This window comes from Fodinicola acaciae, from assembly GCF_010993745.1.
Lineage (GTDB): Bacteria > Actinomycetota > Actinomycetes > Mycobacteriales > HKI-0501 > Fodinicola > Fodinicola acaciae.
Genome location: NZ_WOTN01000001.1, coordinates 2,385,870 through 2,400,576, shown reverse-complemented (window position 1 = coordinate 2,400,576; position 14,707 = coordinate 2,385,870). Strand labels below are relative to the sequence as shown.

Here is a 14,707-nt window from a genome sequence, read left to right as displayed (position 1 = left end):
GAGAGCGACAATGACGACTTCCTTGGAAAACCAGACCGGATTCGCACGTGACGTGGTCGTGATCGGCGGCTGCGGTCACGTCGGACTGCCACTGGCGATCGCGCTCGCCGACCGCGGCGCACGCGTCGGGATCTATGACGTCAACGCCGATTCGGTACGCGCGGTCAACGCCGGCCGGATGCCGTTCGACGAGGCCGGCGCGCCCGAAGTGCTGACCAGAGCGCTGGAATCGGGACGGTTGAAGGCATCCGTCGACCCCTCAGTGATCTCGACCGCGGAAAACGTGGTGGTGGTGATCGGTACGCCGGTCGACCGGCACCTCAACCCCGACCAGGCCGCGATCAGCGAGGCGCTGGCCGCCTGCGGCGACCACTTCCGCGACGGCCAGCTGATCGTCCTGCGCAGCACCGTCTATCCCGGTGTCACCGCCAGTGTCGAGAAAATGGTCGCCGGCCTCGGCGTCGAGCTGGACGTGGCCTTCTGCCCGGAGCGGATCGCCGAAGGCCGCGCGATGACCGAGCTTTTCGACCTGCCGCAGATCGTCTCCAGCCGTACGCCCGAAGGCCTCCGCCGCGCCGGAAAGCTTTTCTCGTTGCTGACCGGCAAAGTCGTGGAGATGGCACCGGAGGAAGCGGAGCTGGCCAAGCTCTTCACCAACGTGTGGCGATATGTCAAGTTTGCGACCGCCAACCAGCTCTACATGATGGCCAACGACCGCGGCCTGGACTTCGAGCGGATCCGCGCCGGCCTGACCGCCGACTATCCGCGCGCGGCCGACATGCCTGGCCCGGGTTTCGCGGCGGGGCCGTGCCTTTTCAAGGACACGATGCAGCTCGCGGCCTACAACAACAACAATTTCGCGCTCGGCCACACCGCGATGGCGATCAACGAAGGCCTGCCGCTCTATCTCGTCGACCGGGTCGAGCGGCGCTTCGACCTGTCCGGCCTGACCGTCGGCATCCTCGGCATGGCCTTCAAAGGCGAGTCCGACGACATCCGGTCAAGTTTGTCGTACAAACTCAAGCGAATCCTCAAGTTCAAGGCGGCGCGCGTGCTGTGCACCGACCCGTACGTCACGGTCGACCCGCAGCTGCGGCCGCTGGACGAGGTGGTCGACGCGTCCGACCTGCTTTTCGTGGCCGCACCGCACGAAACCTACCGCGGCCTGACGACCGACAAGCCGGTGGTCGACGTGTGGAACATTCTCGGTGCCGGGGTGCGGGTGTGACCCTCGTGCCGCGACCGCGCGTGTCCGTCGTCATCCCGGCGTACAACGAAGGCAAGGACATCGTTCCGGTGCTCGACCGGCTCTTCGAGGCCGTCACGCTGCCATGCGAGGTGCTGGTCGTCGTCGACCTGCCGGACGACACGACCGTCGATGTGATCGAGGAATACCGCCGAAACCATCCGGGTCTGCGGTGCGTGGTCAACACGTACGGCCGGGGACCGGCGAACGCCATTCGCTTCGGCATCGACGCCGCGGTCGCCCCGGTCACCGTCGTCACGATGGCGGACGGTTGCGACGATCCGCGCCAGATCGACGACCTGACGCGGCTGGTCGAACGCGGTGTCGCGGTGGCCGCGGCGTCTCGCTACATGCCCGGCGGTCAGCAGGTCGGCGGTCCGCGGCTGAAGGCGCTGATCTCCAAGCTCGCCGGACTTTCGCTGTGGATGCTGGCACATCTGGGCACGCGTGATGCGACGAACTCGTACAAGGCATACGCCACCGACTTCGTCCGGTCGGTGGGGATCCACAGCCGCGACGGTTTCGAGATCGGCATCGAGCTGATCGCCAAGGCCAAACGGCTGCGCCGGCCGGTCGCCGAGCTGCCGACCATCTGGCTCGACCGCCAGGCCGGGGTGTCCAACTTCCGGATCGCGCGGTGGATGCCGAAATACTTCCGCTGGTGGCGGTTCGCCTTCGGGCCGCGGCTGACGGTGGCCCAGATCCGCGCTCGTGCGACGAAAGGTCAATGATGCAGAAGGTCCTGGTCAGTGGTTCGGCCGGTTTCATCGGCGGTTACGTCGTCGAGGAGCTGCTGCGACGTGGCTACGAGGTGGTCGGCGTCGACAACTTTTCCAAGTACGGCAAGGTGGTCAAGTCATACGACGACCATCCGCGTTATCGCCTGGTGGAGGGCGACGCGACCGACACCGGCCTGATGACCGAGCTGCTGGCCGACTGCGACCACTTCATCGCCGGTGCCGCGATGATCGGCGGCATCTCGTATTTCCACACATACGCGTACGACCTGCTGGCGACCAACGAGCGGATCATCGCCGCCTCCTGCGACGCCGCGATCGCCGCGCACCGCAACGGAAAACTGTCGAAGGTGACCTACCTGTCGTCCTCGATGGTCTTCGAGAGCACCACCGACTGGCCGTCGTACGAAGGCCAGGAGCGCGAGGTGCCGCCGCCGCTTTCCTCGTACGGCTTCCAAAAACTCGCGGTCGAGTATTTCGCGCGCGCGGCCTGGGATCAGTACGGCCTGCCATACACGATCGTCCGGCCGTTCAACTGCGTGGGCATCGGCGAAAGTCGCGCTCTCGGCGATCAGCAGATCTTGTCCGGCAACGTGACACTGGCGATGAGCCACGTCGTGCCGGACCTGGTGCAGAAGGTCCTCAAAGGCCAGGACCCGTTGCATGTTCTCGGTGATGGCCAACAGATCCGGCATTACACATACGGTGGCGATCTGGCTCGCGGCATCGTCACCGCGATGTCGCATCCGGCCGCCCACAACGAGGATTTCAACCTGTCGACCGCGCAGTCGACCACCGTACGCGAGCTCGCCGAGACGATCTGGTGGAAGGCCAAAGGGCCAGATGTGCCGCTGCGGCTGGTCCACGACAAGCCGTTCGAACACGACGTACAACGCCGGATTCCGGCCACCGAAAAGGCAAAACGGATCCTCGACTTCGAGGCCACCACGTCGTTGGACAGCATGCTCGACGAGGTCATCCCGTGGATCGCGCAGGCGATCGACGCGGGGACCATCTAGGCATGTGATGCATAGGCCCAGCCTCGTTTCCCGGCGAGGCTGGGCTTGCGGCTGTCAGGTCGTGACGACCGCCGGTGCGTACGAGATCGCCGACACCACGACGTGTTCGAGCTCGGCAGCGGTCATGCCGGCGAACAGCGGCAGCCGGACCAACCGGTCGGCGATGTCCTCGGTGACCGGGCATCCGGCCGTACGCGCGTAACGCCGGCCGGCTGGCGCGGAGTGCAAGGGCTGGTAATGGTGCGCGGCGCGGACGCCACGCTCGGCCAGATGCCGGATGAACTCGTCGCGCGCCGGCGCGGTCGGCAACAGGAGATAGTAGAGATGTGCCGGATGCGTACGGTCAGCCGGCACCGTTGGCCGCTGAATGCCGTGTTCGGCGGACCAGTCCGCCAGCGCGTCGTCGTACGTCGACCAGATCCGCAGGCGTTTTCCCTGAATGTCGGGAAAGGCTTCGAGCTGGCCAAGCAGATACGCGGCCAGCACGTCCGACGGCAGGTAGCTCGACCCGAGTTCACGCCAGCAGTACTTGTCCACCTGGCCGCGGAAGAACCGCGCGCGGTCGGTGCCTTTCTCGCGCACGATCTCGGCACGTTCACTGAGCCGCTCGTCGCCGATCGCGAGCGCGCCGCCTTCTCCACATTGGACGTTCTTGGTCACGTGAAAGCTTTGCGTTGCCAGCACGCCGAATGAGCCGAGCGGACGGCCGGCGTACGAGCCGCCGAGGCCATGCGCGTTGTCCTCGACCACGACGAGGCGGTGACGGTTGGCGATCGCCAGGATCGCTGCCATCTCGCAGGCCACACCGGCATAGTGAACGACGACGATCGCGCGCGTCCGGCCCGTGACAGCATTTTCGATCAGGCGCTCATCGAGGTTGAGAGTGTCGGGACGGATGTCCACGAAAACCGGGGTCGCGCCGCGTAACACGAAGGCGTTGGCCGTCGAGGTGAACGTGAAGGACGGCATGATGATCTCGTCGCCGGGGCCGATGTCCAGCAGCAGAGCGGAAAGTTCCAGCGCATGGGTGCAGGATGTGGTCAGCAGGGTCGAGGTCGTGCCGGTGAGGCTGGAGACCAGCGCCGATGCCTTCTTTGTGAACGACCCGTCGCCGCCGGTGGCGCCGCTGGCGATCGCCTGCGCCACGTAGCCGGTCTCGTTGCCGGCGAGGTATGCGCGGTTGAACGGCACCTCGGGCATCACACCACTCCGCTTTGATCGTGCGCTGCCGCGGCGATTTCCAGCGCACGCACGCGATCCGAGCCGTAAGGTGTCAGCGCGAGCGTGGTGACACCGGCCGTGGCGTAGGCCTTCATCTTCGCCGCGATGCGGTCGATCGGACCGACAAGTCCGGTCGCGTCGACGAAATCGAACGGCACCGCCGCGGTGGCTGCCGTCACATCCCCGCTGGCGTACAAATCCTGGACGCGTGTCGCCTCGGCACCCAGTCCCATGCCGACGGCCAGCCGATAGTAGAAGTTTTTCTCGCGGTGGCCAATGCACATGAAACGGGCCGCATGCGGTTTCAACGCCTCAGCGGCTTTTTCCGGATCGTCGTCGACGGACAGGCCGGCGCTGAGGACGATGCCGAACGTCTCGCGCGGCCGACCGCTCGCGTCCCGGCCATTCCAGATCAGCGGCAGGATCTCTTCGATCCGTTCCGGAGAGGAGAAAACGCCGATCCAGCCGTCGGCGATCAGGCCTGTCAGCTCGAGGTTCCTCGGTCCGACCGCTGCGAGGTTGATCGGCATCGCGGCGCCGCCCGGCATCCGGAAGCCGGCACCGGTGCGGCCGGGCAGGGGGATCTGGAAAAGCTCACCGGCATAGCGGATTTCCTCGCCGGCCAAAGCCATCCGGACGATGTCCACGTACTCGCGCGTACGTGCCAGCGGCCGGTGAAACGGCACGCCGTGCCAGACCTCGGCGGTGTGCGAGTTCGAGATTCCCAGCCCCAGCTGGAATCTGCCGCCGGAAAGTGTGTGCAGGGTGGCCGCGGTCATCGCCGTCGCGACCGGCGTACGCACCGGCAGCTGGCAGATCGCCGAGAGCGCGATCCGTTGCGTACGGCCGGAAAGCCAGCCGAGGACGCTGACCGCGTCGGCGCGGAAACCCTCCGGCACCAGGGCCAGTTGGAATCCGAGCCGCTCCGCGTCGACCGCGACGCCGGGATCCAGATGTGTGACGTTGACACCTAGCCGCATCGCAGGCTCCTGTCCACGGTTACCCCACCCGTGGCCGATCCTGGCAAGCACTGCTTGAGAACCGGTCGATGCCAGCTGCCTTGAGTGTGCCACAGGTGGCCTTCAAGCCGGCGCGGTGAGCATCGGCTCATCACTTGTTTTCCATGTGACCTGTTTCCACGTGAGGAGCGCGATGTCGAGCTCGACGGACGCCGCGGGATGTCCTTATCCGTTCCGCCGCCCGGCGCCGCTGGAACAGCCGAAGGAGCTGGCCGGCCTGCGGTCCGAGCCGTTGGTCAAGGTGGTGCTGCCAAGCGGCGACGAGGCGCTGATGGTGACCAGATGGGCCGACGTACGCGCGCTGCTCGCCGATCCACGGGTCAGCCGCAACCTCAACCGACCCGATGCCGCGCGGATCAGCAGGACCAACAAGCTGTTCCAGGACCCGAAAATGGACCCGGACCCGCCGGAGCACACGCGGATCCGCCGGCTGGTCATGAAAGCGTTGACGGCGACGCGCGTGGAGGCGTTACGGCCGCGCGTGCAGCAGATCACCGACGAGCTCGTGGCAGCGCTGAAAAAGCAGCCCCGGCCGGTGGACATCAACGAGTTTCTGGCTTATCCGCTGCCGATCCGCGTGGTGTGTGAGCTGCTCGGCGTGCCGGTCGAGGACCAGGCGAGCTTCCGCGAGTGGACCGGCTCGTTCAAGTCGATCAGCGGATCGTCACAGAAAAACATGGCCGCGCTCGACGCGTACATGCGCGATCTCATCGAGGCCAAGCGGAAAAACCCGGCCGACGACCTGATCAGCGGCATGATCGCTGCACGCGACGAGGACGACGGCCGGCTCAGCGAGTACGAGCTGCACTGGTGGTGCCGGCTGCTCGTACTCGTCGGCTACGAGACGACCGCGGTGCAGATCGCCGCGGCCATCGCGATGATGCTGGCGCATCCGGACCAGTTCGCGCTGGTGCGGGAAAACCCGGCACTGATGAGGAACGCGGTCGAAGAAATCCTGCGCTGGAAGCTGGTCGGCTCGTCGGTGACGATGCTGCGCTTTGTCAAGGAAGACGTGGAAATCGCCGGTGGCATCACCATCCCGGCCGGCACCAGCATCATTCCGGCCGCCGACTCGGCCAACCAGGACGAGTCGGTGTTCGACCGCCCCGAGGTGTTCGACGTGACGCGTACGGACAACACGCACCTGACCTTCAGCGCCGGCATCCATTTCTGCGCCGGCGCCGCGCTCGGCCGCCTCGAGCTGGAGATCGTGCTCGGCACGCTGATGCGTGAGCTGCCGCAGCTGCGGCTGGCCGTCCCGGTCGACCAGATCCGCCGCGACGAGAGTCACCTTCTTGAGTCGTTCCTCGAACTTCCCGTGACCTGGTAACGAAAATCCGAGAGGCAGGACGGATGAAAGCGCTCGTGCTGGCCGGTGGGTCCGGCACTCGGCTGCGGCCGCTCACGCACACGGTTTCCAAGCAGCTGGTGCCGATCGCCAACAAGCCGGTGCTTTTCCACGGCCTGGAGGCGATCGCCGGGGCCGGCATCACCGAGGTCGGCGTCATCATCGGACCGCACGGCCGCGACGTACGCCGCGCGGTCGGTGACGGCTCGCGTTTCGGTCTGCGGGTCACCTACATCCCGCAGGAGGAGCCGCTCGGTCTCGCGCACTGCGTGATGATCGCGCGCGACTTCCTCGCCGACGACCCGTTCGTCATGTATCTCGGCGACAACGTCATCAGCGGCGGGATCGGGCACCTGGTCGGCGAGTTCTGGACGACCCGGCCGGACGCGCTGGTGATGGTCGGCAAGGTCACCAACCCCAGCGAGTACGGCGTGGCCGAGCTCGACGCGGACGGCCGGATCACCCGCCTGGTGGAGAAGCCGGCCGAGCCGCGCAGCGACCTCGCCGTCATCGGCGCATACGTCTTCTCGGCGGCAGTCCACCAGGCGGTGCGCGCCATCAAGCCGAGCTGGCGGCACGAGTGGGAGATCACCGACGCGATCAGCTGGCTGATGGAGACCGGCGGCAGCGTACGCGCACACGTGTTCTCCGGTTACTGGAAGGACACCGGCCGGATCGTGGACCTGCTGGACTGCAACCGCGCGTTGCTCGACCTGACGGAGCCGGCCAACTCCGGCGAGGTCGACGACGAGAGCGAGATCGTTGGTCCGGTGGTCATCGACGCCGGCGCGCGGATCGTACGGTCGCGGGTCGTCGGCCCCGCCATCGTCGGCTGCATGGCGTCCATCGTGGACAGCTCGGTCGGCGCCTATACCTCGATCGGCGCGGAGTGCGACATCGTCGGCACCGACATCGCCGACTCCATCGTGCTGGAGGGATCGACCGTGTCGGGCATCGACGCGGTGCGCCAGTCGGTCATCGGCCGTTACGCGCGCGTCGAGTCCAGCCCTGCGGTCGCGGCGGCGCCGGCGCGCCGGCTCGTACTCGGCGACAACACCGAGGTGGTGATCGAGCGATGAGAGTGCTGGTCACCGGCGGCGCCGGTTTCATCGGCTCGCACTACGTCCGGAGCATGCTTTCGGGCGCGTACCACGGATACGAGGACGCGCAGGTCACCGTCGTCGACAAGCTGACGTACGCCGGCAACACCGGCAACCTGCCGATCGGCGACCCGCGGCTCACCTTTGTGAAAGGCGACGTCTGCGACGTCGGCCTGCTGCGCGAGCTGCTGCCTGGCCACGACGCGGTCGTGCACTTCGCCGCGGAGTCGCACGTCGACCGGTCGCTGGTCAGTCCCGGCGAGTTCGCCGTGACCAACGTGCTCGGCACGCAGAGCGTCGTCGACAGCTGCCAGCTCGCCGGCATCGAGCGGGTCGTCCACGTCTCTACCGACGAGGTCTACGGCTCCATCGACGACGGCTCGTGGGTCGAGGGGACGCCGCTGCATCCGAACTCTCCGTATGCCGCGTCGAAGGCCGCGAGCGACCACTTCGCGTTGGCGTACCACCGGAGCCACAAGTTGCCGGTGATGGTGACGCGCTGCTCCAACAACTACGGGCCGTACCAGTTTCCGGAGAAGGTCATCCCGCTGTTCGTCACCAACCTGCTGCAGGGCCGGAAGGTGCCGCTGTTCGGCGACGGCCAGAACGTACGCGAGTGGCTGCACGTGGACGACCACTGCCGTGGCGTGCAGCTCGTGCTGGACGGAGGCACGCCGGGGGAGATCTACCACATCGGTGGCGGCGTCGAGCTGACCAACGCCGACCTGACGCGGCGGCTGGTCGAGCTGTGCGGCGCCGGTCCGGACAGCATCGAGCGGGTCGCCGACCGTAAGGGCCACGACCGCCGCTACTCGCTGGACGACAGCAAGATTCGCGTGGACCTCGGTTATCAGCCGCTGGTCGACTTCGACACCGGACTCGCCGAGACGGTCCGGTGGTATCGGGACAACCAGGACTGGTGGCAGCCGCGCCGCGAGGACCTCTTCCGCTTCCCGCGGGGGTGGTGAGGATGACCGCCACCGTGCCGGCGCCGGCGGCCGAGTGGGTCCGGTGTCCCGGCTGCCACGACATCGTCTATGGACCGCGGCTCGCGCGTTCGCTGCAGGTCTGTCCGGGCTGCGGCCGGCACGGCCGGCTGACCGCACCGGAGCGCATCGAGCAGCTGCTGGATCCCGGTTGGACCGCGATCGAGGTCCCCGAAGTTTCCGCGGACGCATTGCATTTTGTCGACAGTGTTCCGTATCCGCAGAGGCTGGCGGCTGCTCGCCGGCAGACCGGCTTGCGCGAGGCCGTGCTGTGCGTACGCGGGACCGTGGACGGCCGCCGGGTGGTGGCCGCCGTCATGGACTTCCGTTTTCTCGGTGGCAGCCTCGGCGCCGGCGTCGGCGAGCGGATCACCATCGCCGCCGAGACCGCCGTACGCGAGCGGACGCCGTTCCTGCTGGCGACGGCGTCCGGCGGCGCGCGCATGCAGGAAGGCGCGCTCGCGCTGATGCAGATGGTCAAGACCAGCCAGGCGATGGCGATGCTCGACGAGGCCGGCATCCTGACCGTCGGGATCGTCACGGACCCGACGTACGGCGGGGTCGCAGCGTCGTACGCGACCTTGCCGGACGTGATCCTCGCCGAACCGGCGGCCAGGGTCGGTTTCGCTGGTCCACGGGTGATCGCGCAGACCACCGGACGGACGCTGCCGGAGGGCTTCCAGACCGCCGAGTTCCTGCTCGCGCAAGGTCTCGTCGACGCCGTGGTGCCGCGGCCGGCGCTGCGGCGAGCGATCGCGCGGTTGTTGTCGGCACACGACCCGAAGCCGCGGCCGGCCGCCGCCGACCACTCCGTACGGATCGTCCGGCGTGCCGAGGACCTGCCGGAGCGTGACGGGCTCGCGGCCGTACGGCTGGCGCGGCACGCGGACCGGCCGACGACCGAGGAATACGCGACCTTCATGCTCGAGGAGTTCATGGAGCTCCGCGGCGACCGCGTGAGTGGCGACTGTGCGGCGATCGTCGGCGGCGTCGGGCTGCTCGACGGCCGGCCGGTCGTCCTGGTGGGGCACCAGAAGGGCCGCGACACGCGTGAGCGCGTGCAACGCAACTTCGGGATGCCGTCGCCGTCGGGTTACCGCAAGGCCGGCCGGCTGATGCGGCTGGCGGCAAAGCTCGGCCTGCCGGTGGTCACGCTGATCGACACGCCTGGCGCCGATCCGGGGATCGAGGCGGAGCAACGCGGCCAGGCGTGGGCCATCGCGGAGAACCTGCGGCTGATGTCCGGCCTGCCGGTGCCGGTCGTCGCCGTCGTGACGGGTGAAGGTGGCAGCGGCGGTGCGCTGGCGCTCGGTGTCGCCAACACGGTGCTCGCGCTGTCCAACGCGGTCTATTCGGTGATCAGCCCGGAGGGCTGCGCGGCGATCCTCTGGAAGGACCCCGACATCCCGCGCGAGGAGGCAGTCGCGAAGGCCGCCGACGCGCTGCGGCTGCACGCACGCGAGCTGCTCGCGTACGGGATCGTCGACGGCGTCATCGGCGAGCCTGGCGAAGGCGCACACACGGATCCCGTCCTGACGATGTCGCTGGTGCGTACGGCCGTCGCCGCTGCCGTACGCGAGCTGGCCAGGGTCGACCCGGCCGGTCTGGTCGCCGGCCGGCGGCGACGGTTTCGGTCCTACGGACGTGTGGCGGAAGGAGACGGTCGATGACCACATCGGTGTCCGAGGCAGGCGACCTGCTCGGTGAGCTCTGCCGGCAGGCCGCGCGGCTGCTCGACGGAAGCAACGGTCCGGTGCACACGGTCCGGCTGCGCGCCGGCGACCTCGCCGTGGAGGTCGAGCGGCCAGGGATCCCCGACGGCGTCCGGCCGGTGGTCGTTAACGACGTTCCGGTGGAGCCCGACGACGCGGATCCGGATGGAGCCGAGTCGATCTGCGCGCCGACCGTCGGCACGTTCTATCGCGCGCCGGAGCCGGGCGCCGAGCCGTTCGTCCGGGAAGGCGACCGGGTCGAGGCCGGCCAGCAGGTCGCGATCCTGGAGGCGATGAAGCTGATGAACCCGATCGAGGCCGAGGCCACCGGACGGGTCGTACGGGTCCTGGTGCCGGACGGCGAGTCCGTCGAGTACGGCCAGCCGTTGTTCGTGATCGCGCCGGCCGCCTGACATCCCTGGAGCAGACGATGTTCTCTTCGGTTCTGATCGCCAACCGCGGCGAGATCGCGCTGCGCGTCGCGCGTGCGTGCCGCGAGCTCGGCGTGCGTACGGTCATGGTTCACTCCACCGCCGACCGGGACTCGCCGGCGCTGCGGCTGGCCGACGAGCGGGTCCAGATCGGGCCGCCGCCATCGCGCCGCAGCTACCTGTATCCGCCGGCGATCCTGGAGGCCGCGCTGCGTACCGGTGTCGACGCGATCCATCCCGGCTACGGCTTCCTGTCCGAAGATCCCGACTTCGCCGAGATGTGCGAGGCGCAGGGGTTGGCGTTCATCGGTCCGCCGGCTCAGGTGATGGGCCGGCTGGGGGACAAGGCGCAGGCTCGTGAGGTGGCCGCCGAGGCCGGCCTGCCGGTGTTGCCCGGCAGCCCGCGTGCCGTCGACAACGGCCTGGAGGCCAAGGAGGTCGCCGAGCGGATCGGCTATCCGGTGATCATCAAAGCGGTCGCCGGCGGCGGTGGTCGCGGGATGGCCGTCGTACGCGCCGGACGCGACCTGGCCCGCGCGTACGCGACGACCCGCGCCGCCGCACAGGCGACCTTCGGCGACGGCCGCGTGTACGTCGAGCGTTACCTGGAGAGCGCGCGCCACGTCGAGGTGCAGATCCTCGCGGACCGCCACGGAAACGTCGTGAGTCTCGGCGAGCGCGACTGCTCCGTGCAGCGGCGCCGCCAGAAGCTGATCGAGGAGACACCGGCGACCGGCCTTCCGGCCGGGCTCGCGGAGCGCATCTGCGCGGCGGCCGTACGCGGCGCGCGTGCCTGTGACTACGTCGGTGCCGGCACGTTCGAGTTCCTGGTCGACGACCGCGGCGACTTCTTCTTCATCGAGGTCAACTCGCGGATCCAGGTGGAGCATCCGGTCACCGAGATGGCGACCGGCATCGACATCGTGGCGGAGCAGCTGCGGGTGGCCGCCGGCCATCCGCTGTCGATCCGACAGGAGGACGTACGGCCGCGTGGCGTGGCCATCGAGTGCCGGGTCAACGCCGAGGACCCCGACCGCGACTTCCTGCCGACGGCCGGTCTGGTGCAGCAGTTCGTCCCGCCTGGCGGACCGTTCACGCGTGTCGACACGCACGGCGCGCCGGGGGTGCGGATCACCGCGGACTACGACTCCCTGCTGGCGAAGGTGATCGTCTGGGCTCCAGACCGCGAGCAGGCGATCGGCCGGATGGAGCGCGCACTCGACGAGTTCCAGGTCGGCGGCCACGGGATCCGCACGACCATCGGCTTCCTCCGCGAGGTGCTGGCCAACTCGCTGTTCCGCGACGCCAAGCACAACACGTCGCTGGTGTCCGATGTCCTCGACCTACGGTGACCGCGTCCAGCGCGGACGGTTCGGCTATCCGCGCTGGCTCTCCACGATCCTGCTGGTCGACATCTGGGAGCGGCTCAGCTTCTACGGCATGCAGGCGATCCTGGTGCTGTACGCCGCCGCACCGGCCAGCGCCGGCGGTCTCGGCCTTCCGGCGGGCCAGGCCGCCGCGCTGTTCGGCGTCTACATCGGGTCGGCCTTCGTCCTGTCGCTGCCGGGAAGCTGGATCGGCGACCGCGTGCTCGGCGAACGTCGCGCCGTCCTCTGCGGTGGCGTGATCATCGCCGCCGGACACTTCTGCCTGGCCGTGCCGGGTTCCTTCGGGGCACCCACCTTTTCGTACGCCGGGCTGATCCTCGTCGCGCTCGGCACGGGCCTTTTCAAGCCGAACATCGTCGCGCTGCTCGGCCGCTTCTATGGCGACGACGAGGCCGCGCAGCGCGCGAGCGCGATCTCGATCTTCTACGTCATCGGCCAGATCAGCGCCCTGCTCGCACCGCTGATCACCGGACTGCTCGGCGAAGGCGTCAACTGGCACGCCGGGTTCGCCGCGGCCGGCGTCGGCATGCTGCTCGGCCTGCTGCAGTATCTCGCCGGCCGCCGCCGGTTCGGCCTGGCTGGATCGCGACCCGGACAGCCACTCGCCGCGGACGAACGCGGGCGAGCGGCCCTGGTCGCGGCGGCGGTTGTCGCCGTTCTGGCCGCGCTCGTCGCCGTGGACGTCGCGTCCGGCGCCTTCTCGCCGATGCACGTCGTGATGGCTTTCGGAATCGTCACGCTGATCATGCCGTTCAGCTATTTCGCCGTGCTCTCGCGGCAGCGCGGCTGGACGACCGTACAGCGGACCCGTCTGCGGTCGTTCTTCTGGCTGCTGCTGTCGGTCTCGCTGTTCTGGCTGATGGTCGGCCAGGCCGGCTCACTGCTCACCTTGTTCGCGAAGCACTCCACCGACCGTTCGCTGTTCGGTCTGACGCTGCCGGCGAGCTGGTTCCAGGCGGCGATCCCGGCGTTCATGCTGCTGGTCGCGCCGGTATTCGCCTACCTCTGGGTCCGGCTCGGTCCCCGGTCGAGCACGCCTGGCAAGTTCGCGTTGGGGCTGTTCTTCGCGGGGCTGAGTTTCTCGTTGATGAGCGTGGCCGCCGCGCTGGCCGGCACCGGTGTGTTGGTGTCGCCGCTGTGGCTGATCGCCGTGTTCTTCCTGCAGGCATGCGGCGAGGTGGTGGTCGGACCGGTGGCGATGAGCGCCGCGGCCGAGGTGGCGCCGAAAGCGTACGTGGGACGCGTTATCGGCTTGGTGTGGCTTTTCAGCGCGCTGGGTGCCGGTCTCGGTGCACAGGTCGTACGGCTCGCCGACGTCGTGCCGCACCAGTTCTATTATCTCGGCCAAGGAGCGACAGCGCTGACCGCGGCCGCCGTCCTGGTGGTGTTCGGCGCGCGGCTGCGGTCAGCGTTCGCGCACTCCGCGGCCGTCAGTTCGCACCGGCCGGCGCCGGTTGCCGGTCCAGCGAAACGCTGAACAGGTAGTTGCGTGCGGCGGTGGTCACCCGGCTCGACGGGACCCACCGCCGTCCGTTCCATCCGTACATCCGATAGCCGCGGGTGGCCAGACAGTCGACCACATCCGTGCAGCGTAGGCCGTACTTTCGCAGGTGCCGGTCCTCGACCTCCAGCAACAAATGCGGCAGGTGGCTCTCGATGGTCGCCGCGGCGCCTTCCAGGACCGCCATTTCGGCGCCTTCGACGTCGATTTTCATGAAGTCGACCCGGCTGATGTTCTCCGTCCTGCAGACCTGGTCGACGGTCGTCACCGAAATCGTCACATCGCGGTGCGACGAGAATTCATCATTCGCGCCGGTGTCACTTGCGCCGTGCGAGAGGAATGCACGCCCGCGGATCGGCAGACCCCACCGCGTCGGCACCGTGATGACCTGGCGTCCTGGCTCGCGGCCGACAGCCTCACGGTGCAGCCGGACATTCCGGCCGCCGCCCAGCAACCGTGCCGCGTCCAGCAACCGGGCGGAGCCGGCCAGCGGCTCGAAGCTGTGCACCTGACCGGAGCCGCCAACCAGTTGTGCCAGCGGAAACGTGTACATCCCGTACGCGGCGCCGATATCGAAACACACACCGCCGGACGGAATCAACGCCGGCAGGCCGAGCACCTCCTTCTCGGTGAACGGTGACAGAGCGGCCGACGTTCGCAGTCCGGCCACTATTGCGGCGATACGCTTTCCGGCCGGCACATGGACACCGACCGGCGGCGAGATTGTTTTCGTTGCGGTCATGCCTCTTGGACACGTTGATGCCGCTGTCGCATTGTGTGACGAATCCCACGACCATCCCACGGGCCATCGCATGGCCACATTTCCGTGTGACGCAGGCACATGTGTCGGACTGCAGATCCATCGGTCGCTCCGATTGTCACCGTCCGATGCGATCCTGGATTCCGGGGTCGTTTTTTTCGAGACGCGAATTGGCCCCCGACGTCCAGCCTGCCAGGCGCCTCCGACAGTCTCGGCCGACCTGATCGTGTTTGTCGTAC

General features: G+C 68.1%; 13 protein-coding genes. 10 read left to right on the top strand and 3 right to left on the bottom strand.

The features are described from left to right. The first annotated feature begins 10 nt into the window (after window positions 1-10). From GNX95_RS11115 to GNX95_RS11105, 3 genes are read left to right on the top strand one after another with little or no spacing between them, the layout of a single operon-like run. The gene (locus tag GNX95_RS11115) at window positions 11-1,228 is read left to right on the top strand and encodes a nucleotide sugar dehydrogenase (RefSeq protein WP_163507005.1); all 1,218 of its coding nucleotides are present in this window, start codon (window positions 11-13) and stop codon (window positions 1,226-1,228) included. Then, window positions 1,225-1,977 (top strand): glycosyltransferase family 2 protein, encoded by a 753-nt coding sequence (locus tag GNX95_RS11110; protein WP_163507004.1) that lies wholly within the window; start codon window positions 1,225-1,227, stop codon window positions 1,975-1,977. The genes GNX95_RS11115 and GNX95_RS11110 overlap by 4 nt, the downstream gene beginning before the upstream one ends. Next, complete coding sequence (locus tag GNX95_RS11105; protein ID WP_246281571.1) at window positions 1,974-3,002, top strand: NAD-dependent epimerase/dehydratase family protein; 1,029 nt, start codon at window positions 1,974-1,976, stop codon at window positions 3,000-3,002. The genes GNX95_RS11110 and GNX95_RS11105 overlap by 4 nt, the downstream gene beginning before the upstream one ends. Window positions 3,003-3,056: 54 nt before the next feature. On the opposite strand, the gene rffA is transcribed toward GNX95_RS11105, so the two are convergent. Both rffA and GNX95_RS11095 read right to left on the bottom strand, forming a co-directional pair. Next, window positions 3,057-4,202, bottom strand: coding sequence for a dTDP-4-amino-4,6-dideoxygalactose transaminase (gene rffA / locus GNX95_RS11100; protein WP_163507003.1), 1,146 nt, complete (start codon window positions 4,200-4,202; stop codon window positions 3,057-3,059). Further along, a complete protein-coding gene (locus GNX95_RS11095) occupies window positions 4,202-5,203 on the bottom strand; it encodes an LLM class flavin-dependent oxidoreductase (RefSeq protein ID WP_163507002.1) in 1,002 nt (333 codons plus the stop codon). Before GNX95_RS11095 ends, rffA begins: the two co-directional genes overlap by 1 nt. Window positions 5,204-5,375: 172 nt before the next feature. On the opposite strand from GNX95_RS11095, the gene GNX95_RS11090 reads away from it, so the two are divergent. From GNX95_RS11090 to GNX95_RS11060, 7 genes are read left to right on the top strand one after another with little or no spacing between them, the layout of a single operon-like run. After that, window positions 5,376-6,572 carry a cytochrome P450 gene (locus GNX95_RS11090; protein WP_163507001.1) on the top strand — a complete coding sequence of 399 codons (1,197 nt, stop codon included), beginning with the start codon at window positions 5,376-5,378 and terminating at the stop codon, window positions 6,570-6,572. 23 nt (window positions 6,573-6,595) lie between these two features. Continuing rightward, window positions 6,596-7,669, top strand: coding sequence for a glucose-1-phosphate thymidylyltransferase (locus tag GNX95_RS11085; protein ID WP_163507000.1), 1,074 nt, complete (start codon window positions 6,596-6,598; stop codon window positions 7,667-7,669). Next, window positions 7,666-8,658, top strand: coding sequence for a dTDP-glucose 4,6-dehydratase (gene rfbB / locus GNX95_RS11080; protein WP_163506999.1), 993 nt, complete (start codon window positions 7,666-7,668; stop codon window positions 8,656-8,658). The genes GNX95_RS11085 and rfbB overlap by 4 nt, the downstream gene beginning before the upstream one ends. A gap of 2 nt (window positions 8,659-8,660) precedes the next feature. Further along, window positions 8,661-10,346 carry an acetyl-CoA carboxylase carboxyl transferase subunit alpha gene (gene accA / locus GNX95_RS11075; protein WP_163506998.1) on the top strand — a complete coding sequence of 562 codons (1,686 nt, stop codon included), beginning with the start codon at window positions 8,661-8,663 and terminating at the stop codon, window positions 10,344-10,346. Further along, complete coding sequence (locus GNX95_RS11070; RefSeq protein WP_163506997.1) at window positions 10,343-10,801, top strand: acetyl-CoA carboxylase biotin carboxyl carrier protein; 459 nt, start codon at window positions 10,343-10,345, stop codon at window positions 10,799-10,801. The genes accA and GNX95_RS11070 overlap by 4 nt, the downstream gene beginning before the upstream one ends. A 17-nt stretch (window positions 10,802-10,818) precedes the next feature. Continuing rightward, window positions 10,819-12,171, top strand: coding sequence for an acetyl-CoA carboxylase biotin carboxylase subunit (locus GNX95_RS11065; RefSeq protein ID WP_163506996.1), 1,353 nt, complete (start codon window positions 10,819-10,821; stop codon window positions 12,169-12,171). Further along, window positions 12,152-13,684, top strand: a complete 1,533-nt coding sequence (locus GNX95_RS11060) for a peptide MFS transporter (RefSeq protein ID WP_163506995.1) — start codon at window positions 12,152-12,154, stop codon at window positions 13,682-13,684. The genes GNX95_RS11065 and GNX95_RS11060 overlap by 20 nt, the downstream gene beginning before the upstream one ends. Here the strand turns inward: GNX95_RS11060 and GNX95_RS11055 are convergent. Further along, window positions 13,638-14,450, bottom strand: a complete 813-nt coding sequence (locus tag GNX95_RS11055; RefSeq protein WP_163506994.1) for an FkbM family methyltransferase — start codon at window positions 14,448-14,450, stop codon at window positions 13,638-13,640. The two genes, GNX95_RS11060 and GNX95_RS11055, sit on opposite strands and share 47 nt — an antisense overlap. Window positions 14,451-14,707: the final 257 nt, after the last annotated feature.